We start from the raw sequence: 21235 nt of genomic DNA on the forward strand, positions 1-21235 counted from the left end.
TCCTTTTTCTGTATCTCATCTGTATATACCCTAATCCCTTCAATTAGTTTCACGAAAATGAAAAAAACCATCAGCGTCTGCTGACAGTTTTCAGGATTACATGTAGACGATGACGGCGAGAATCGTTGCTAAGACCAGACGATAGATCGCAAACGGGACAAGCTTGATCTTATTAATCAGTTTCAGGAAGAAACGAATCGACAGTAAGGCGAATGCGAATGAGGCGATGAAGCCGACTGCATAAAAACCAAGGTCTCCAGCATTGATATATTGCCAGTTCTTGACGAGTGATAAGGCACTTGCACCGAACATGATCGGGACGGCCATGATGAACGTAAAGTCAGCCGCTGTCCGGTGATTCATCCCGAGGAACACCCCTCCGGAAATCGTCGAACCGGACCGCGAGAAGCCCGGCCAAAGCGAGATACACTGGAAGAGACCGATCAGAGCCGCTTGGCGGTAAGAAATCTGATCGAGTGTCGTCGTTTTTGGTTCTTTTGGTCCAAGTTTATCCGCTGCAATCATCAGGATCGCACCGGCTGCAAGACCGATGATGACGGTATCAATCGAGAACAGGTTCTCGTCGATGAAGTCTTCAAACAGCAGACCGAGAACGGCTGCCGGGAGTAAACCGATCAGGACGTGACGTAATTTCAGTTTGTGTGTCCCAGACGCGTCATGTTCCCCTTCGATCTTATAGAGACCAATCAGGCTGAACAACCGTTTCCAAAAGACGACGATGACGGCGAGGATTGATCCCAGCTGGATGACGATCTTAAACGTATTCGCGGAATACTGACCTAAGAATTCTGATGTCTGAAGCCACATATCGTCAACGATGATCATATGTCCGGTTGAGGAAACAGGCGCGAATTCCGTCATCCCTTCGACGAAACCGAGTAAAAGTGCTTTAAGTAATTCAATGATAGTCATGTTATTCTCCTTCTATATTTTTCTAATTAAAAACATATCATGTTTTATTCTTCTGAGATAGAACTAATCGAAATATCGGGCGCAAGTCTGAGAAAAATGTGACTTGTTGAAAAATCAAAAAGAGCGTAAACTATTCTTATAATCAAACAATCGTTTGAATGAGGTGAGAAGATGGAAACCAAAACAGAACGACTTCACGTGACCGGAATTGATTGTGCCAACTGTGCAGCCAAAGTCGAACGTGGTGTTTCGAACGTCAACGGCATCGAGCAAGCCAATTTAGATTTTGCCGGGCAAAAACTGTATCTGACGTATGAAAAAGAAGCAATACTCGACGATACCTATCGTGCGGTCGTCAATCGAGTCCGGGAACTGGAACCAAATGTCGTGCTCACGCGACCGGATGCACCAGACGGCGAGGACGATCACGGTCATCACCATGATCACGGACCATTCCTGAATAAAACGAAAAAAATTCAATATGGTGTGGGTCTGCTTTCCTTCGCCGGGGCTTATCTGGTCCCGGGATCAATTGACCTTCTATTTTTTGCGATTGCGTACTTGTTGATCGGATGGGAAGTCTTGCGAACGGCCGTCCGGAACATACGACACGGACAGATTTTTGATGAGAACTTCCTGATGTTCATTGCGACGATCGGTGCGTTTTTGATTGGCGAATATCCGGAAGCCGTCGCCGTGATGCTGTTTTATCAAATCGGTGAGTTTTTCCAACATCGTGCGGTGGATCAATCCCGGAAATCGATTGCTGAACTGATGGACATTCGCCCGGATGTCGCGACGCTTGTAGACGGACGACAAGTCCGGCCGGACCAAGTGATGATTGGTCAACGGATTCTCGTCCGGGCAGGTGAAAAAATCCCTTTAGATGGGACAGTCCTTGAAGGAGAAGCCTTCATCGACACAACCGCCCTGACCGGCGAGTCGGTCCCGCGACGGGTCCGACCGGCCGATCCGATTTTAGCCGGGACGATCAATACAGATGGACACCTGTTGATTCAAGTCGACCGCCGGTATGGTGAGTCAACGGTTGCTAAAATTCTTGATTTAGTGGAAAATGCATCGCGTCATAAAGCACCAACGGAAAAATTCATCACCCGCTTCGCGCGTGTCTACACACCTGTCGTCGTTGTGATTGCAACATTGCTCGCGGTCGTGCCACCACTCCTGATCAGCGGGGCGATATGGGGGGACTGGATTTACCGGGCACTTGTCTTCCTGGTCATCAGCTTTCCGTGTGCGCTTGTCATTTCGATTCCGTTAGGATTCTTCAGCGGGATTGGTGCTGCTTCAAAACGGGGGATTCTCGTTAAAGGAGGCAATCACCTTGAAGCGTTGCAACAGCTGGATACGGTTGTGTTCGATAAAACCGGGACACTGACAGAAGGTGTGTTTGAAGTCGTCGAACTGCGTCCGGTAAGTGGATCGGACGAAGAACTGTTGCAGGCGGCTGCGACGGTCGAACAACACTCGAATCATCCGATTGCGAAATCCATCCAACGCCTGTACGCGACACGTGGTGTCGTCACAGTGAAGGGACAAGATTACCGGGAAGTAGCCGGATCCGGTGTCACCGGACGGTTTGGAACGGATCAGATGGAGGCGGGGAACGCCCGTTGGTTCAAGGAATTGGGCTTTACGCCGCTTGATCAGACGGAAGACGGGACGTATGTCCATGTTGCCAAAAACGGAACGTACCTCGGGTTTATCCGGATTGCGGACCGGATTAAATCCAGCACGGTTGACGCCTTACAGGATCTAAAAAAACTGGGTGTCCGTCGAACGGTCATGTTGACCGGCGACCGGCAGGAGACGGCACAACGAATCGGTCAACAGATTGGCATCGATCAGATCGAAGCGGAACTTTTACCGAATCAAAAAGTCGAACAGCTGGAAGCGATCTTGCGACAAGCAAAAGGGAAAGTCGCGTTCGTCGGAGACGGCATCAACGACGCACCGGTTCTGACACGGGCAGATGTCGGTATCGCGATGGGCGGACTCGGAAGTGACGTCGCGATTGAAGCGGCAGATGTCGTCTTAATGACGGATGAACCGAAGCAACTCGTGGAAGCAATCCACGTCGCGCGTGCCACCCGGAAAATCGTCTATCAGAACATCATCTTTGCACTCGGTGTCAAAGGAGTTTTCTTACTCCTCGGCGCCTTCGGGATTGCGACGATGTGGGAAGCGGTCTTTGCGGACGTCGGTGTGACCGTTCTTGCTGTCTTGAATGCGATGCGGATTTTACGGAAATAACAATGGACATGCAATAAGACCTCTCCCGTGTCTCACAGGAGAGGTCTTATTCGTTTGCTGTAATACTACATTATCCGAGTGCGACGTCCAAAATCATCATGACGGTGAAACCGACCATCAGACCAAGTGTTGCCAAGTCTGAGCCGTTTTCAGCCTGCGATTCGGGAATCAATTCTTCGACGACGACGAAAATCATCGCACCGGCGGCAAACGCCAGGGCATATGGTAAGAGCGGCTGGATGAAGAAGACAGCGGCCGCCCCGACCATGGCGGCAATCGGTTCGACGATCGCCGACAATTGTCCGTAGTTAAAGGCACGCCGGCGTGACATCCCTTCACCACGGAGCGGAATCGACAAGGCTGCCCCTTCCGGCATGTTTTGAATCCCGATCCCAAGTGCGAGTGTCAAGGCGCCGGCGACTGTCGCCCCGTCCATGTTGAGCGCTGCTGCACCAAAGGCAACACCAATCGCTAAACCTTCCGGGATGTTGTGTAAAGTAATCGCGAGAAACAACAGCGTTGTCTTTTTCAGACCGGTCGACGGACCTTCGGCTGTTTCGAGCGGAGCGGATAAATGCAGGTGGGGAGTTACGAAATCCAGGAGGCGGACAAAAAAACCACCTGCCAGGAAACCGATTGCGGCCGGCAACCAGGCAATTCCACCATCATTTTCCGTAAATTCAATTGCCGGGGCGAGCAATGACCAAAACGAAGCCGCAATCATAACACCGGCGGCAAAGCCGAGCATCATATTCATGACCCGTTTTTCAATCGTCGTAAAGACGAGGACAAGTGCGGCTCCGAGTGCCGTCAATCCCCAAGTCATCATGCCGGCAAGCAACGCTTGCACGACGACCGGAAGTCCGGTAAACCATTCCATCATACCAATCAATCCTTCTTTCAATGCTAATTCGTAAGATAAGTGCGTAAGATACAGCAGCTTCTGTCTCTTCTACCCGTTTTCAATCCGAATGATTCGTCCGAGCGGAATCTCGATCCGTGATAATCCACGCAATATGAGATAGGCACGTTCACGATGCACCTGCTCGATGAACCCGGAGGTCGTGACATAGCCTCTTTCACTATAATACGTGATTTCAAGCTCGGTTCCTTCTATTAATGCTTGTTCAAGTAAGAACTGCCAGGGATACTGCAATTGTTCATCGATGATTGGAAGATCGATTTGATGGTTTTCAAGATAATAGGCTTTGAGAAGTTGAATGTGTTCCGGCATCAGAAAGGGAAGCCATTTGAGGTCTCCACGATCATGATAACGTGTCATGCTGGTCACCTCCCGGATGGCCGCCGACGAACCGGAGCCGGCGTTTTGCGACACTTGTATCAAGGAAGGACACAGCGAGCCGGATCGTTCCTTTTCCGTAACGTAAATTGACGTGGTCGATGGCTTTTAACAAGCGCTTTCTGCGCCAGACCTTTGTATTGTCTTCAAATAAGGACAACTGAAGTGTTCCCTGATCCGGAGTGAGTTGCCCGAGGGCGACCGATAAAAAGCGGACCGGTTCACCGTCGAGCCAATTCGGTTCGAACAATTGGAGGACGTAACGCAACAACAGCCGTTCATCAGATGTCGGATAAGGCAGGCGGAGCTGTTTCGAAAAGCCGTCCCGGGTGACATGGCGGGAGTAGCGAACGCCGAGATGCACCGTCCAACCGACTTGATTAGAAAAACGGACCCGTGCCGCGACATCGCCTGCTAATTCGGCCAGAACTAAACGAATCTGTTCGTACTGGTAATAATCGCGCATCAAGGTCACTCCATGTCCGATTGTTCTTTTGGTATCCGGCGCAGTCTGGAATAAGGTCATCGGATCAATGATGGTCGGAGAACTGTCGATTCCCCAGGAATGGTGCCAAAGTTCTGCCCCGAGGACTCCAAACCGTTCGTGTAAGTCTTCAACCCGTGCTGCGGCCAGGTCACCAATGGTGTTGATCCCCATTACCGACAAGTGTTGCTCCATCATCCGTCCGACTCCCCACATCTTGCGAACCGGAAAATCATGCAACAACCGGGAGACATCTGCATAACCGCATTGTGCGATGCCTTCACGTTTTCCACGTAAATCGAGCACCAGTTTTGCGATGACGTTGTTCGGACCGATGCCGATCCGGACCGGAATGCCGGTCTGTTGCCAAATCGCTGTCTGGATTTTTTGAGCCGTTTCAACATCTGATCCAAAAAGCCGTTCCGTTCCGGTCATGTCGATAAAATTTTCGTCAATTGAATAGATCCGGATCGCATCGGGCGGGGCAAACTGATGCAAGACATCCAATACTTCAATTGATGTTTTCATATATGCGAGCATCCGCGGTTCAACGAGCATAATCTGCTTTCGCTCCCGATAAGGCAATTGTTCAATCTGATAGAGTCGACTGGCGGTCTTGATTCCGAGTTGTTTTAAGGCAGGGCTGGCTGCGAGGACAACGGATCCGGAGCGGGTCAAGTCCGATACGACAGCAAGTTTTGTCGTCAAGGGAGGCAAATTTCGATAACGGCATTCACAACTGGCATAAAAAGAGACACTGTCGACACAAAAGATCCGTCGATCGGGAAAAGAGATAGTCAGGTTCATCGGAAACTCTCCTTGGTACATAAAAGAACATTTGTTCTTGTTTTTGATTTGACTATATCATGGTCTCAGTCGGTCTCAAATCAAAAAACCAAAAAAAGAGTCAATCTTTGCTACACTGAGAAAGATGAAAGTGATGTAGAAGGAAAGAAGGGGAAGTACGTGAAAAAACAAATCATTCAATTACCCGAGTTACCGCACCAGCTGACACCGGAAACCTTTGCGGATGTCGAAATCGATGATCCGTATCTGTATCAAACGTTGTATGAAAAAGAGACATTACCGGTCGAGTTGACAGAACGGCTCGACGTCAATCAAGTCTGTTTTCGAAATGTCTCGTTTGCGGGACTGGTTTTTGAACGGGCTTCATTTGAAAATGTCCGCTTTGAACAATGTGACTTGACGGGGTGTCAGTTCCAGGACAGTCGTTTTCACCGGGTCGTTTTTGAGGATTGTCGCCTGACCGGAATTCACTTTGAATCGAATACGGTTGATCATGTGACGATCAAAAACTGTCAGGCCAATTATGCCCAACTGATTCGGACAGCGTTACGTCACGTCGCACTGGAGCAGACGACGATGCGGGAAAGTCATTTCTTTGAAATGAAGCCAACCGATTTCCGGCTGCATGAAGTTGATTTGTCGGAAAGTCAATGGGTCGAGACGGCATTAAAAGGACTGGATCTGCGGCAAGCCGACCTGTCCGGAATCACGATTGATCCACGTTTCTTACCAGGTGCTATCGTTACGGAAAGCCAGGCCATCACGTTTGCCCGGTTACTCGGACTCGTCATTCCAAGTCATGATTAACGATCAAAAAAAAACGAAGTTCACTGTCCCGAATACTACCGGGATAGTGAACTTCGTTTCGTTTAGAGGGAAATGGTTTCGCCGTCATCTGGAATGAGGAAATGAGCGGATAAATGATGGGCAGCCAAGAAATCAGCAATCATATCACGACGCAGAAGACAATGATTGACGGATTCGAGGTGCGAGACGATGATTGTCGACTCAGCAGCTGCTTGATGAACGGCGAGTAAATCGCGCTGGGACATCGTAATCGGTTCTCCGGTCAAGAATTGTGCCGCACCACTGTTGACGACGATGATGTCGGGTGCATGTTGTTCGATCGCAGTCGCGACGTCATCACACCAAATCGTGTCACCGGTGATATAGAGTGTCGGTTCGTCGGGATGCGTCAAGACGATACCGGAAACGGTACCCATCCGTTGGCCGATTTCTCCAACGCCGTGTTGACCCGATGTATGAGAGACGCGGATATCGCCGAGCGTCAATCCATTCTCAAACGACGAGACGTTCGTGAATCCGGCTTCGCGGATCGTGGCAACGTCCGCCTCATTTTGCGCATAAAGCGGGATTTGTTTCGGCAAAACCTTTTTGGCCGTCTCATCAAAGTGGTCGGCATGCAGATGGGTGACGAAAATTGCGTCCGGATCGAGTAACGTCGAGACATCGACCGGTAAGTCGACGAGCGGGTTCGGAACGGCATTGGGTGTTTGCCCAAACGGCGGCAAGGTTCCTTTTTCACCGAGAAACGGATCGATTAAAAATACTTGATTGGCATAAGTGACGACGAGGGTTGCATTACGAATCTGTTGAATATCCACGGGCAGTCTTCCTTTCGGGTTGGGAATGTGTCAGTGTTCGTTCATTTCCCATTCAGACGCCGTGTTAATCATATTTGATCGTCAATCGTCTTTGAAAGTACCTTTTCCATCGCCAGAACATCAACATAATACCCATTGAGCATTCCTTGTTCCTTAAATGTCCCGACGATCCGGAAGCCGGACCGGATATAGAGTTTTTGACCGAGTTTATTAAACGGGAAGGTAAACAGGATCAATTTATGGAATCCCTGCGTGATCGCGTGTTCCTCGATGATCCGTAAGAGCTGTCGTCCGATGCCTTGACCGCGGTGGGTCCGGGTGATGTAGACAGACAGTTCACCGACGGATTGATAGACCGGACGCGGATTGTACGGGTCAAGCGAGATGAAGCCAAGAATCGTCGTTCCTTCATACGCCACAAACCCGGCATAACGTGTCGTTCGTTCCTGATACCAGTCTTCCATGAAAGATAATTCCTTGGTATCCGTTTCAAGCGTCGCAATCCGATCTTCGATGCCTTCGTTATAGATGGCGAGGATGTCTTTCAAATCAGCTTCTTGGACAGGGCGAATCATCATACACGTGACCTCCAGTTCAAATGAGTCTTTTCTTCATTATATAGGAGGAAACGGAAACAAGCGGTATGTTTGTAGGATAGAAAAAAACAGACAGCCGGATAAACCGGACCATCTGTTTTCAGGAGAATGCTTTAGTTAGTTGTTTCAATTGGATCTTTTTCATAAATCGGCACCCACCCGTCCGTCGTCACGAAAATCCGCACGGCAACGACTTGACGGTCGTCCTGGAGCGTGAAGTAATGACGGGTGTTGACTGGGACGGAAATCAAATCACCCGGATTCAACTCAATGTTGTAATAGCCGACTTCGTCATCCTGGATGGCAAAAACACCGTGACCGCTGACGATGAACCGGACTTCGTCATCCGTGTGATGGTGTTCTTTCTGGAAGTTGACGAGCAACTCATCCAAGTTCGGTGTTGCGTCAGACAGGGAGATGATATCAGCCGTCTGATAACCGCGACGTTCCGAGACATCCGTGATTTCCGGTTGGAACGTACCGAGAATCGTTTGTTTGTCCGCATCCGTCAACGTGTACGTGTCGACCAGTTCCGCTGGGAGTTTCGTGACATCCCATTGTTCATACAAGACGCCGCGTGAAGCCAGAAACGCAGACACCTCGTTTTGATCCGTATACCGTTCGTTTGTTTTTTGGAAAAGTACTGTTGCCATTGTAAATTCCTCCTTTTAATGAATCGCCTGTCGGCACGTTTGTAGTTTTAAGGTGTAACTGAACAAAAACTCGAATGCTTCCAACTGTTTTTTGGCTTCAAAGGCAGTCGGTGCCCAGACAGTGATGCCGTGATTGCGGATCAGGACGGCGCCGCTCTCGGCATGCACATGCGCTGCAAAGGCAGCGGCAAGTGTCGGAATGTCTGCATAGTTCGGGATAATCGGCACACGGACTTCCGCATTTTCTTCCCAAAGGCCGAGTGCTTTGATGATTTCCTGACCGGCAAACCGAATCTCGCCTTGGTCCCCGTACAGTTCCGAAATGACATTGTTGTCGATCGTGTGGACGTGAAGGGAACACCCGGCAGTCGTTCGGTTGAAGACCTCGACGTGGAGCAAGGTTTCGGCAGAGGGACGACCCGTCTGTTCGCCGATCAGTTGACCGGACGCGTCGACATGGACGAAGTCGTCCGGTGTATCCTGCCGTTTGTCCTTACCGCTTGCCGTCACGAGAAATTCAGTCGGTTGATCGGCTGTCCGGATGGCGAGGTTACCGCTCGTACCGGGAAACCAGTCGCGTGCGGCGAACTCCTGTTTAATGGCACGTAATTCTTCGTATCGTTTCAAGAATGTCATGCGTACACCTCCGTTGTCTGTAAGTGTTCGACGATGTCATAAAACGTTTCAAACGGTGTATAGGGAATACCGTGTTGTTCACACAGTGTAATCAGATAGTCCCGGGCATAGACGTGGTCAGCTTGTTTCGCCAGTTCGAAATCCGTCACGGAGTCACCGATGGCGATGATCGTGTCACCGTCCTGCTTGAGCTTTCGGGCAATCGACGTTTTACAACACCCGCATTGATTGTTGCATGCCGCATCGCAAGCGTGTGGCCATTCAATCCGAATCGTCTCTTCGCTAAAGTCACTGCCGTTGCAATAAATCGCTTCATCTGTCAGTAATCCTTTAAGAATGGGTTGGACAAAAAAGTCGATTCCGCCGCTGACGATCGCAAAGTCGATCCTGTTCGATTTGGCAAAGGCGAGTAAGGTCTTAAAGCCGGGACGAATGACAGCCCGCTGTTCCAAAAAATCAACATAGTCTTGTTTCCGGTCTGACGGAAGCAGCCGAAACATCTGTCCGACGCCGGACTGGATCGAAAGGGACCGGTCGAGCACACCTTTTTTCAACGGCTCAAAAGCTGCCGGTGGAGCAAATTCTTTCATCAACGCGATGATGTTGTCGTGTTCCGTCACCGTGCCGTCGAAGTCACATAAAATCCGGATCGTCATTTCGTGATCCCCCAAGCGTCAAGGGCGACCCGTAATTCTTCCTGCCGCGTTGCGGCACTTGTCAACGATTCTCCGGTCAGTGCGGCGTCGAGCGCCTGACGGAATGCAAGGACACCGGCAGCGGCACCTTGCGGATGACCGTGAACGCCGCCTCCGGCATTGATGACGGAATCGATGCCGAAATCATGAACGAGTTGGGCGACGAGACCGGGATGGATTCCGGCGGACGGGACCGGGAGAATCGTTTTTGTATTACCGATTCGGGTCGCTTCGACCGCAATCCCGCGGGCCAAGTCTTTGGCGAGGGCGACGTTCCCGTACGGCGACGGGAACAGTGTCAAGTCGGCACCAGCGAGTCGCGGTAACGTCCCGAGTAACACGGGAGCGGAAATCCCGTAATCAGGACTTGCGATCAAGGCACCGCTTAAGGCCGGGTGATTAAAGATTGGAACGGAAATGTCCGGATCAGCAGCTAACTCGCGCAGGACATCGAGTCCGTATGTAAACGTGTTGAGCAGGAAGGCCGTCGCACCTGCTTCAATCAAACGTTTTGCCTGCTCTTTCAAGCGGAAGACCGGACCGCTCAACGTAATCGCATAAAGAGCCCGTTTACCGGTCTGTTCATAATGTGCATGGAGAACTTCTCGTCCAATCCGTGCCCGGTCGAGTGCCGGTGTCAACGGATTGTCGTATAAGATTTCATCATCTTTGACGAGATCAATCCCACCGGCAAGCTGGGCTTCAAGTTGTTCCCGTAAAAAAACGAGGTCCCGTCCGATGACGCCTTTAAATATGCTCATCAACAGAGGGCGGTCATGGACTTGGATCAATTGACGGACGCCCTCGATGCCGAATTTAGCACCGGGAAAATCCGGTGTGAACGTAGCGGGAAGCTGAAGATCCGTCAGTTTGATTTGACCGTCGAGCGACAGCTTGCCGAAGACGGTCGTCAAAATCGCCGAAAAGTCTCGTGAGACGTTGTGTTCCGGATAACGGATTGTGACATACCCTTTTCCGTCGTGTTCTTCCGTATGGACGACTTGTCCTTTAAAGGATTCAAGCTGTTGTTGTTCCAAATGATTCAAATCGGTCCATGAGCCGACCGTCAGACCGAGGGCGATTTGCTCTGCCCGTTTTGGTAACTGATCGGTCACGCCGAGTTGGTACGTTGCGGTAATGTACGCCATGATCGTCGTCTCTCCCTTGTTAAAAAATACAAAAATGGTCCCTCGTCAATGACAAGAGACCATGAAGAATTGCGCGTGGACTCTTATCTGTCAGCGTGTTAGCTGCAAGAATTAGCACCGTGCCAAATGGTCGGTTGCTGCGACATCGTAGGGCTCGTCCCTCCGTCTGCTCTTGATAAGAATTGGATGAAATTGTGAAATATAATTGCAATTTTTACATGAGATGACGGACTTGTCAAACTATTTTTTGAAAATTTATTTTTTTGAAAATACTTCTTCTATAGACGATTCCGTTTTTGAATCCGTTTCACTAAAAATTGGAATTGACAGACTACCAGCAACGCACGTAGTATTCAAATCAACATCAAATCACACGACAACTACATATGACTCTTATCGTGAGTTGGCAGAGGGAATTGGCCCGAAGACGCCGCAGCAACCGACCATCCGGCACGGTGCTACATCCAACAGACATTCGTCTGAGAGATAAGAGGACGGAGTATTCTACTGCGCCTCTTTTCTTTGACGAAAAGGGGCGTTTTTTCGTGTGATCATCAAGGGGGAAATCATAATGGGATATCAAGCATTTACAGTACAGGACGCCATCGAACGGGTTCGGACACTCGGTCTGATCGGCAATGAACCGGTGACGGCAGAAGAAATCGGGGACGGCAATTTAAACCTGGTCTTTCGGATTCATGCGGGGGACCAGCACCTGATTTTAAAACAAGCGTTACCGTATGCGAAGGTCGTCGGTGAAAGCTGGCCGCTGTCGCTCGAGCGGGCATGGATCGAACAGTCAGCGTTAAAAGAATTCGCGAAAGTCGCGATTCCGTTCGTCCCGCGTGTTTATCATGCCAGCAAAGAAGAAGCCTTTACGGTGATGGAAGACTTGTCTCATCTGACAATCGTCCGGGCTGGATTGCTTGAGGGAGAGAAGTATCCGTTGCTCGCGGAACACATCGGTTCGTATTTGGCACGGACGCTCTTTTATACGTCGGATTTTGCCCTCGGCCCGGTCGCGAAAAAACAGATCGCCCGTCAGTACTACAATCCGGATCTGTGCGACATCACGGAGAAACTGATCTTCACGGATCCGTTTTATGACGCGGAAACGAATGCGATTGAAGCAGGACTGGAAGCGGAAGTCGACCGGGTCTGGAACGACGCGGAGCTGAAACGGGAAGTCGCGAAGCTCGAAGCACTTTTCATCACGAAAGGTGATGCCTTGCTGCATGGCGACTTACATACCGGAAGTATTTTTGCTTCAGCCGATGAAACGAAAGTCATCGATCCCGAGTTCGCGTTTTACGGACCGTTTGGGTTTGATGTTGGTCAGTTCATCGCGCATCTGTTTTTTGCCGCTTATCCGAACTATGACCAGTTGCGCGAGGAACGGATCAAGGACATCGATACGTTTTGGCTGACGTTTGCGTCGACGTTCAAGGCGTTGTGGGAGCGGGAAGCGGTGGAACCGTTCCGTTCAGCGGACGGTCTCGTCGAGGATGTTCTCAGTACGATTTTACAGGATGCGCTTGGATTTGCCGGATGTGAATTGATCCGCCGGACGATTGGACTGGCACTGGTCGCGGACTTGGAACAGATTGCCGATCCGACCGTTCGTCTCGAACGGAAACGCCATGCGTTACGCCTCGGTGCTGCGTTGATCAAACGCCGGACGGAATGCAAGACGTTTACGGATCTGCGGAACTTTGACGTAACGGAGGAACTCAGCCGATGAGTCAATTCGTTCAGAGCATCATCTATGAAAATGGGACGGTGACGATTTTGGACCAAACCCGTCTGCCGCAAGAAGAACGGTATGAAGTGATCCAGGACTTGGCGCAAGCGATTGACGCCATTAAACAACTTCGTGTCCGTGGGGCACCGGCAATCAGTTTATTTGGTGGTTTTATCCTGGTCCAAGAAGCGTTCCGTCGGACGACAGGACCGCTTGACGAGGTGAAACAGGAACTGTTGACGGTGTCGGCACAATTACTGTCCACCCGGCCGACCGCCGTCAATTTGCGAAACGTCCTTGACGAACTGAATCAACTCATTGTTTCGGCAACGACGCTTGCGGAACTGCCGAAACGTCTGGAACAAAAAGCACTGGCGCTTTATGAGGCGGATGCCAAGACCTCCCGGCAAATCGGTATTCATGCGCTAGAATTGTTCCAGTCCGGTGACCGGATTCTGACGATTTGTAATGCCGGATCGATTGCGACAGCGGCTTACGGGACGGCACTTGCTCCGTTTTATCTAGCGAAAGAACAGGGGATTCCGCTCGCCGTTTATGCGTCGGAAACCCGTCCGTTACTGCAAGGGGCACGTTTGACGACATGGGAACTGCAACGAGCAGGGATTGACGTGACATTAATTACCGACAACATGGTCGCCCATACGATCAAAGAAAAGAACATCACTGCCATCATCGTCGGTGCTGACCGTATTACGCGAAACGGCGATACGGCGAACAAAATCGGCACGTTCCAACTGGCGTTACTGGCCCGTGCTTTCGGGATTCCGTTTTATGTCGCCGCACCGCTGTCGACCTTTGATTTTACGAGCTTGTCGGGAGACGAAATAGAAATCGAAGAGCGGGCAACGACGGAAGTGACGCAGTTTGCCGGACAAGTGACGGCGCCTGCAGGTGTACCGGTCTTCAATCCTGCTTTTGACGTGACACCACACGAATTGATCACGGCAATCATCACAGAACTTGGGGTCATCGAACAACCATCCGTGGAAACGATCGAACAAACGCTTGGATTAAACACGATTTAAAACAAACAGGGATTCGTGTTAATTGATGTCGAATCGCGTGTTAACTTACGTCATTGCCGGATGTTTGCAACACGTATCACCAGTTCCGAAAAAAATAATCAAAAAAACAGGTTTAACTTAGAATAGAATCGGTAATATTCAGTATATGAAAGGATGGTGATGCACATGAATGATTATCAATGTATAGGGAACGATCGCATGTCGCTTCGAAAAGAAGAGGATCACCGGACTTGACGGATGCAACATGACAATCGACACGAAGTGATTCGTGTTTTACGTGCAAATTGCACGGCGCAAGAACGGTTTACGATATGTGATCGTTCCTGAAAGCAGGAAGGGGGAGTCGCGAACAGCGACCCCCCTTTTGTGCGTATTCAGCTACCCCTATGCCTTTAAAAGCAGACATGGATATGAGATGATATAAGAAGTCAGAAAATTCAACTACTAAATAGCAAGGGGCCAGACAATGCGAACCTATACAAAGGAGATTCAAGCGATCATCGACAACGTAGAAAAAGTAATCATCGGTAAAGAAGGTGTGATTACACAATCTTTAGCAGCGTTACTTGCCGGAGGGCACGTCTTGCTCGAAGACGTACCAGGTGTCGGGAAAACGATGCTCGTCCGTGCATTTAGCCGTTCAATTGGTTTGACATTTAAACGTGTTCAGTTCACACCCGACCTGCTGCCGTCTGATTTGACGGGAGTTTCCATGTATAACCAAAAGACGAGCCAGTTCGAATACCGACCGGGTCCTTTGATGGGAAACATTGTCCTGGCGGATGAAATCAACCGGACGTCACCGAAAACGCAATCGGCCTTACTCGAAGGGATGGCGGAAGCCAATGTAACGGTAGATGGAGAAATTCACACGTTACCGAATCCCTTTTTTGTCATGGCGACCCAAAATCCGATTGAACACGAAGGCACGTATCCACTTCCGGAAGCGCAACTCGATCGCTTTTTGATCAAGGTCAAGATGGGATATCCCGACTTCCAACAAGAGATGAAATTGCTGACACGCTTTGAACGGGATGAACCAATCGATACACTGCAGTCTGTCATCACGCGGGATGAATTGTTACGGATGAAAGAAGCCGTCAAGGACGTCCATGTCTCCCAGCCCGTTAAAAAATATATCGTCCATCTCGTACAAGCGACACGAACTCACGGATCTCTGTATCTTGGAGCAAGTCCTCGTTCATCGATTGCCTTGATGAAAGTAGCGCAAGCGTGGGCGTACATGGAAGGACGATCATTCGTCTTACCGGATGATGTCAAAGAATTATTGACTCCCGTCCTTTCACACCGTCTGATCTTAACAGCGGATGCCCGGTATCACGGGCAGACAGCCGAGCGTATCCTGGAACAAGTGAAAAAAGAAGTCGCCGTACCGATTCAACAAGACGTGGAGTCTTTATGACACGATGGCAAATCGGTTGGCGTTACGCCGTCTTGCTGTTCACAGTCCTCTCCCTCTGGGTCTATGCCCGAATTGACGGTGGGAATGTCGCTTCCTTGTTAGTGTATGTCATGGGAGGATTGACGATCTATTGGACGTTATTTTTAATCTGGCCGGTCACACAAGCGATTGCGACGCGTGAAGTGTCGAATAAAATGTTGGTTGCCGGGACCGATATTCCGGTCTCGCTCAAAGTCCGGCGGAAGTTTCCATTTCTTGTCGGATCTGTCGAGGTCAAAGAGGTCGTTCCAGCGGAGTTAAGTGAAGAACAACTGGACATTCGACATCCGCTCCGGGCCCATTACCGAAAAATCGAACACATTGAATACCTGATTCCGTCGATTCGCCGTGGGCTGTATCAAATTCCCGGTTGTGTGATCGAGATTCGAGATCCCTTTGGGTTGTTCATGCGTAAAAAACTGTATCCGGTTGAGACGTATCTGGCGGTTGAACCCGCTCGTTTAGCAGTTCAACTCCCACATGAAGACGACCGGGGAGACGGTGGGATTTCACCCGTCTCGCTTGATTTACGCCAGTCATCGTTTACCGTCGTCGGCGTAAGAGAATACGTCAGCGGGGACCGGATGAATCAGATTGATTGGAAAGCGACCGCAAAACGTCAAGGATTGATGACAAAAACGTTTGAACGGGAACAGGAACGGGAGACGACGATTGTGTTTGATGAAGGAACCGTCAGTGATGATGATTTTGAACGCAGCATCTCGATGCTGGCTGCCGCGACGGATCAACTCAACAAACGGCGCTTGAATTACCGGATTCATTTGGTCGGACATGGTGTCCAGTCGTTATCCTTACCACTCGAAGGCGCGAAACTGACCCATTATCTGATGACGGCTCAACCGAGTCGGACACGGTCGTTCATCGAGTCGTGGGAATACTCTTCGAAAGCGCTCCGACTAAACGGAAACGTCCTCTTCATCACACCTGACCTCGAATCCAACAATGAAATATGGATTTCGAAAGTCCGGCAGGAAGCGACCGTTCATGTCTACACACCAGAGAGGAGGGGCGATCAATGATACGAAGATTGATCTGGAATTTACTTGCCGGTCTCCTGTTCGCCAGTTTCATGCCACCGCTGCTTGAGTTGACGACGTTCGAAAGTGTCGTCCCGTTTCTTCCGCTCTTGCTGACGCCGCTTTTGTTATCACATGTCCGCCGAAGTTGGTTTTTACTTGGGAGTCTGCTGGCGTTACTCATCTCTTTTTATTTCATCTTGATCCCGGGCGAAGCACCGTGGAATCTGTTTCGTGAAATCGCAAGGGACATCAATCGAGTCATCAATGGTGAACTTCCGGGGCGAGCGGCCTTTGCCTTCTCGATCGGACTGATCAGTTTTCTGATCGGGTATCTTGCACGACGGACCTTTCCGAATCGTGGGTTCGTGTTTGGTCTTGCCCTTGGTGTGATTGGTTTCATTGCCTATTGTGATACGTGGACCGACTATTCGGGTGAACAGTTTATCCTTTATCCGATTGTCCTTGCCATGCTGCTGTTATATGCAACAGAGGTCAGTGAGCGACCAACCGCATCTTACGTCCGACCGCTGAGTGCGTTATTGATCATCGGAGCCACCGTGGTGGCGGCCGTTCAAAGTCCCGTCATCACCGCGACATGGCAGGATAGTTGGTATGACTGGACAGACGGATTTGAAGGTGAAGGGACATCGTCGAGTGCGATTCAAAAAGTAGGGTACGGCAACAATGACGAACAGTTGGGCGGTCCGTTTCAGATGGACGACCGGGAAGTGTTCCAAGTCGAAAGCGAAGGCAGTCGTTACTGGCGGGTCGAGACAAAAGACATCTATACCGGAAAAGGCTGGGTGTTATCCAAATCAGAACCGGAAATTGATTCACGAGGATTTTTCTCGAATTTCGGTGACGAAGTCGAGACGCGACAAGAACGGGCGACCTTCGAGTTATCTCGCGAACTTCCCTTTGTGCCGTACAACGGTGACAATGTCCGGTTGAGGGTGGATGAGCAACGACAAAATCTGTTGATCGATCCGGAAAACCAAAAGGTGTCTTACCTGGATGACGCGGAACGGCAACAAAACTATCAAATTCAATATACGTATCCGTTGTTTACAGAAGAAATTCTTCAAACGGACGAACCGATCACGTTGTCCGAGATGGAGCAAGACCGTTACTTGCAATTACCGGATAACCTGCCGGACCGGGTCCGTGATCTTGCGACAGAGATCGTCGCGGATGAGGACCGTCCGTGGGATAAAGCAAAAGCGATCGAAAATTATTTTGAACAGGAGAATTTTGAATACAATACGGAAGAAGTCGCCGTACCGAAAGAAAATCAAGATTACGTCGATCAATTTTTGTTCGAGACCAAACTTGGCTACTGTGACAACTTCTCGACGTCAGCGACAGTCCTACTCCGTGCCGCCGGTCTACCGGCCCGCTGGGTAAAAGGGTTCACCGGAGGCGATTCGGATGTCATCGGGGCTGCTGTGACGAGTTACACGGTCCGCAATAAAAATGCCCATTCATGGGTCGAAGTGTATATCGAAGGTCCGGGTTGGGTTCCACTTGAGCCGACGGTCAGCTTCGACGGTGCGGGACAGTATACGATCAACCAGGAAACAAATAACGAAACCGATCAAGCGAATCCGCAGCGTGACACGGAAACGGACACCGAGACGGCGACGCCAGAGCGACCGCAAGAAAATCTGTTGGACGAAGAACAAACGACGACAACGACGCAAAGCGAACAACAATCGATTCCTGTTTGGCCGATTGTCGGTCTGCTTGTTGGTCTTCTGTTCCTTTATCTGTTCCGGAAACCGTTGATCCGGATGGCGGCGATTGTATTCTTCCGGAATCAACTCAATCGTCCGGAAGGGTTTAAACGGATGTACCGGTTCTTGTTACGCCGTCTCGATAAACAAGGATTTCACTATAAAGACGGGCGAACGCTTGCTGAGCTGGCGCATGAGGTCGACGGTTACTATGAGACCTATGCGATGCGACCACTGACCGATGCCTATGAACGAATGGTCTACGGCGGCGAATCGTTATCAACCGATAAAAAACGCGAATATTTCGAAAATATCATTCGGCGGATAGAGGGTTGATATTTTCGAATTGATACAGGTACAATGGGAACAACGTAAATCATACATGCATCTCCTTTGTATATACTCGCGAATATGGCGTGAGAGTCTCTACCGGGTCACCTTAAACGACCTGACTATGAAGGAGCAGACCCTTCGTATACACTTTTTGTGAAGCGGCCTGCTCTTTTTCCATTTTCTTATGGGGGAAGAGTGGGCTTTTTTCATCGGGTTACGCATGAAATTGGAAAGGCGGGAATAGATTTGGAAGCACATTTGGACCAAGAAATGATCCTCGTCCTCGACTTTGGAGGTCAGTACAATCAATTGATCACACGCCGCATCCGTGATCTCGGAGTTTACAGTGAACTGCATTCGCATAAGATCACTGCAGCAGAAGTGAAAGACATCGCACCAGCCGGTATCATCTTCTCAGGTGGACCACGAAGTGTCTACGCAGAAGACGCCTACCGCTGTGATCCAGCAATCTTTGACCTCGGCATTCCGATTTTCGGAATCTGTTACGGTATGCAATTGATGTCGCAACACTTTGGTGGAACGGTCGAACGTGCCGGACACCGTGAGTATGGGAAAGCGACATTGACACTCAATGATCCATCACCTATGTATGCGAACCTTCCACTCGAACAAACGGTTTGGATGAGCCACAGTGACCTCGTCACATCGGTACCAAACGGATTTGTCGTCGATGGAACAAACGTCTCATGTCCAATTGCTTCGATCAAGAATGAAGAATTGAAAATGTACGGCGTCCAGTACCACCCGGAAGTCAACCACACGATGTTCGGAAAAGAATTGTTGAAAAACTTCTTGTTCGAAGTCTGTAACTGTACAGGCGACTGGTCGATGGGGAACTTCATCGAAGTCGAAATCGCGAAGATTAAAGAAGAAGTCGGGGACAAAAAAGTCCTTTGTGCCCTTTCAGGCGGCGTCGACTCGTCAGTCGTCGCAGCACTCATTCACGCCGCAATCGGGGATCAATTGACATGTATGTTCGTCGACCACGGTCTCTTGCGTAAAGGGGAAGCCGAAAGTGTCATGAAGACATTTGCGGATCACTTCCACATGAACGTCATCAAAATCGACGCGCAAGACCGCTTCTTGAATAAGTTAAAAGGCATCTCGGATCCGGAGCAAAAACGCAAAATCATCGGAAACGAATTCGTTTACGTCTTCGACGAAGAAGCGTCGAAATTGACGGATATGGACTTCCTTGCGCAAGGAACGCTCTACACGGATATCATCGAAAGTGGAACGGATACGGCGCAAACGATTAAATCACACCACAATGTCGGTGGATTACCGGAAGACATGCAGTTCAAGTTGATTGAACCGATCAACACGTTGTTCAAGGATGAAGTCCGTGCACTCGGAAAAGAACTTGGTTTGTCTGACGAAATCGTTTGGCGTCAACCGTTCCCGGGACCAGGTCTCGGTATCCGTGTCCTCGGTGAGATCACAGACGAGAAACTCGAAATCGTCCGTGAATCAGATTTCATCCTCCGCGATGAGATTAAAAAAGCCGGTCTTGAACGCGAGATTTGGCAGTACTTCACGGTCTTGCCACCACTTCGTTCAGTTGGTGTCATGGGTGATGAGCGGACATATGACTATGCAGTCGGAATCCGTGCTGTTACGTCGATTGACGGCATGACGTCGGATTGGGCACGCATCCCGTGGGACGTGCTCGAGAAGATTTCAGTCCGGATCGTCAACGAAGTCCAGAACGTTAACCGCGTCCTGTACGATGTGACGTCGAAACCACCTTCAACGATTGAGTGGGAATAAGGATTGAACCGGATGAAACGATTCGTCTCATGAAGCCTGTCATACCAACATTTTAAAGGAGACAGGTGAAAAGAAGTCCGTTCCACCTTCAACAATTGTATTTCGAAATGAAGCTCTCTTTTGTTCACATGATTTGTGAATGAATGGGGGCTTTTTTCGTGACTAAAATGATGGGACGGTAGAGTAAGTTCCGGCTGAACCAGCAAATTTAAGGGAGGAAACCATGATATATCGAGATGTGCATCCGTCACTTGCCATAAAATATGAAGAGAATATTAAATGGGGTAGGTGCTTTTATGATTGATTGGACATGGACTGAAGTCGACAAATTAGAGAAACAGGAGAAATGGAATGAAGCAAAAGCATATCTACTAAACTCTTGGCGGCAAAATCCCGCGGACTTAAAAACTGTGATTCGATTGGGCTTTTTTTGTTGGTATGTCGTAGTCGAACAAGGACCGCTAGGAATTGCAGATGCAGATGTAGATATGGATGAATTAGAGACGTTACTGGATGAAGTTACACATTTTGGCTTAACCCATTTTATGACGAATGAGGATTTTCTCTGGTGTTTTGGATATATGATTTCAATGTTTCCCTATTACTTTGGCGACTATGAACAGCGGGAAGAAAAAGGTATCTCAATGTTAAAACGTGCTTCTGAACTATGCCCGGACGAACCAATATATACATATTTAAGATCATTTTCCAATACTTATGACAAACATAAAGAGGTATTTCAACAGGTGCAAATTGTTTTAGAAGATCGATTTAAAGGAGAAGGCTTATTATCCGATTACTTTAAAAATGCATTCAATTAACAGGACAGTTAATTTTCAATTTTTCAATAGACGGTTTGTCAAATTAAGTGCAACACTTCTTCCGTGAAGACCTCGTATGCAGTTTTCCAGTTGAGACATTTTCGCGGTCTCCCATTG

General features: G+C 49.4%; 19 protein-coding genes and 3 riboswitches. Of the genes, 9 read left to right on the forward strand and 10 right to left on the reverse strand.

Going from position 1 to position 21235, the window contains the following annotated elements; all coding sequences use genetic code 11:
• Positions 1-96 precede the first annotated feature (96 nt).
• Positions 97-933 carry an undecaprenyl-diphosphate phosphatase gene (locus KNQ13_RS09770; RefSeq protein ID WP_014969429.1) on the reverse strand — a complete coding sequence of 279 codons (837 nt, stop codon included), beginning with the start codon at positions 931-933 and terminating at the stop codon, positions 97-99.
• A gap of 171 nt (positions 934-1104) precedes the next feature.
• Here KNQ13_RS09770 and KNQ13_RS09775 point away from each other — a divergent pair, with 171 nt between their 5' ends.
• Positions 1105-3207: a heavy metal translocating P-type ATPase gene (locus tag KNQ13_RS09775; protein WP_209548324.1), complete on the forward strand. Its 2103-nt coding sequence runs from the start codon at positions 1105-1107 to the stop codon at positions 3205-3207.
• Positions 3208-3277: 70 nt separating this feature from the next.
• Here KNQ13_RS09775 and KNQ13_RS09780 read toward each other — a convergent pair whose 3' ends face one another.
• The 3 genes from KNQ13_RS09780 to KNQ13_RS09790 form a co-directional block, all read right to left on the reverse strand.
• Positions 3278-4090 carry a ZIP family metal transporter gene (locus KNQ13_RS09780; protein WP_034774176.1) on the reverse strand — a complete coding sequence of 271 codons (813 nt, stop codon included), beginning with the start codon at positions 4088-4090 and terminating at the stop codon, positions 3278-3280.
• A gap of 69 nt (positions 4091-4159) precedes the next feature.
• Positions 4160-4489: a YolD-like family protein gene (locus KNQ13_RS09785; RefSeq protein ID WP_026830719.1), complete on the reverse strand. Its 330-nt coding sequence runs from the start codon at positions 4487-4489 to the stop codon at positions 4160-4162.
• Entirely contained in the window at positions 4473-5798 is a 1326-nt protein-coding gene (locus KNQ13_RS09790) for a Y-family DNA polymerase (protein WP_026830720.1), read from the reverse strand. Before KNQ13_RS09790 ends, KNQ13_RS09785 begins: the two co-directional genes overlap by 17 nt.
• A 159-nt stretch (positions 5799-5957) precedes the next feature.
• Here KNQ13_RS09790 and KNQ13_RS09795 point away from each other — a divergent pair, with 159 nt between their 5' ends.
• Positions 5958-6605 carry a pentapeptide repeat-containing protein gene (locus KNQ13_RS09795; RefSeq protein WP_014969434.1) on the forward strand — a complete coding sequence of 216 codons (648 nt, stop codon included), beginning with the start codon at positions 5958-5960 and terminating at the stop codon, positions 6603-6605.
• Between the two features lie 62 nt (positions 6606-6667).
• Here KNQ13_RS09795 and KNQ13_RS09800 read toward each other — a convergent pair whose 3' ends face one another.
• From KNQ13_RS09800 to KNQ13_RS09825, 6 genes are all read right to left on the reverse strand, one after another.
• Positions 6668-7423 (reverse strand): MBL fold metallo-hydrolase, encoded by a 756-nt coding sequence (locus KNQ13_RS09800; RefSeq protein WP_026830721.1) that lies wholly within the window; start codon positions 7421-7423, stop codon positions 6668-6670.
• Between the two features lie 68 nt (positions 7424-7491).
• The gene (locus KNQ13_RS09805) at positions 7492-8001 is read right to left on the reverse strand and encodes an arsinothricin resistance N-acetyltransferase ArsN1 family A (RefSeq protein ID WP_026830722.1); all 510 of its coding nucleotides are present in this window, start codon (positions 7999-8001) and stop codon (positions 7492-7494) included.
• Between the two features lie 131 nt (positions 8002-8132).
• Positions 8133-8672 carry a 1,2-dihydroxy-3-keto-5-methylthiopentene dioxygenase gene (locus tag KNQ13_RS09810; protein ID WP_026830723.1) on the reverse strand — a complete coding sequence of 180 codons (540 nt, stop codon included), beginning with the start codon at positions 8670-8672 and terminating at the stop codon, positions 8133-8135.
• A 15-nt stretch (positions 8673-8687) separates the two neighbouring features.
• Positions 8688-9308: a methylthioribulose 1-phosphate dehydratase gene (locus tag KNQ13_RS09815; RefSeq protein WP_026830724.1), complete on the reverse strand. Its 621-nt coding sequence runs from the start codon at positions 9306-9308 to the stop codon at positions 8688-8690.
• Positions 9305-9964: a 2-hydroxy-3-keto-5-methylthiopentenyl-1-phosphate phosphatase gene (locus KNQ13_RS09820; RefSeq protein ID WP_026830725.1), complete on the reverse strand. Its 660-nt coding sequence runs from the start codon at positions 9962-9964 to the stop codon at positions 9305-9307. The genes KNQ13_RS09815 and KNQ13_RS09820 overlap by 4 nt, the downstream gene beginning before the upstream one ends.
• Positions 9961-11151, reverse strand: coding sequence for a 2,3-diketo-5-methylthiopentyl-1-phosphate enolase (locus tag KNQ13_RS09825; protein ID WP_209548323.1), 1191 nt, complete (start codon positions 11149-11151; stop codon positions 9961-9963). Before KNQ13_RS09825 ends, KNQ13_RS09820 begins: the two co-directional genes overlap by 4 nt.
• Before the next feature lie 80 nt (positions 11152-11231).
• Positions 11232-11333: riboswitch (SAM riboswitch) on the reverse strand.
• 208 nt (positions 11334-11541) lie between these two features.
• Positions 11542-11644, forward strand: a riboswitch (SAM riboswitch).
• 78 nt (positions 11645-11722) lie between these two features.
• Here KNQ13_RS09825 and mtnK point away from each other — a divergent pair.
• The 7 genes from mtnK (at position 11723) to KNQ13_RS09860 (ending at position 21118) form a co-directional block, all read left to right on the forward strand.
• A complete protein-coding gene (gene mtnK, locus KNQ13_RS09830) occupies positions 11723-12892 on the forward strand; it encodes an S-methyl-5-thioribose kinase (RefSeq protein WP_026830727.1) in 1170 nt (389 codons plus the stop codon).
• Complete coding sequence (gene mtnA / locus KNQ13_RS09835; RefSeq protein WP_026830728.1) at positions 12889-13938, forward strand: S-methyl-5-thioribose-1-phosphate isomerase; 1050 nt, start codon at positions 12889-12891, stop codon at positions 13936-13938. The genes mtnK and mtnA overlap by 4 nt, the downstream gene beginning before the upstream one ends.
• 466 nt (positions 13939-14404) lie before the next feature.
• Positions 14405-15361: an AAA family ATPase gene (locus KNQ13_RS09840; RefSeq protein ID WP_026830729.1), complete on the forward strand. Its 957-nt coding sequence runs from the start codon at positions 14405-14407 to the stop codon at positions 15359-15361.
• Positions 15358-16440, forward strand: a complete 1083-nt coding sequence (locus KNQ13_RS09845) for a DUF58 domain-containing protein (protein WP_026830730.1) — start codon at positions 15358-15360, stop codon at positions 16438-16440. The genes KNQ13_RS09840 and KNQ13_RS09845 overlap by 4 nt, the downstream gene beginning before the upstream one ends.
• Complete coding sequence (locus tag KNQ13_RS09850) at positions 16437-18509, forward strand: transglutaminase TgpA family protein (RefSeq protein WP_026830731.1); 2073 nt, start codon at positions 16437-16439, stop codon at positions 18507-18509. Before KNQ13_RS09845 ends, KNQ13_RS09850 begins: the two co-directional genes overlap by 4 nt.
• Before the next feature lie 37 nt (positions 18510-18546).
• A riboswitch (purine riboswitch) is annotated at positions 18547-18648 on the forward strand.
• 128 nt (positions 18649-18776) lie between these two features.
• Positions 18777-20297 (forward strand): glutamine-hydrolyzing GMP synthase, encoded by a 1521-nt coding sequence (gene guaA, locus KNQ13_RS09855; RefSeq protein WP_034774346.1) that lies wholly within the window; start codon positions 18777-18779, stop codon positions 20295-20297.
• A 296-nt stretch (positions 20298-20593) separates the two neighbouring features.
• Complete coding sequence (locus KNQ13_RS09860) at positions 20594-21118, forward strand: hypothetical protein (RefSeq protein ID WP_026830733.1); 525 nt, start codon at positions 20594-20596, stop codon at positions 21116-21118.
• Positions 21119-21235 lie beyond the last annotated feature (117 nt).

The organism is Exiguobacterium sp. s128 (assembly GCF_018618815.1).
Taxonomy (GTDB): Bacteria; Bacillota; Bacilli; order Exiguobacteriales; family Exiguobacteriaceae; genus Exiguobacterium_A; species Exiguobacterium_A antarcticum.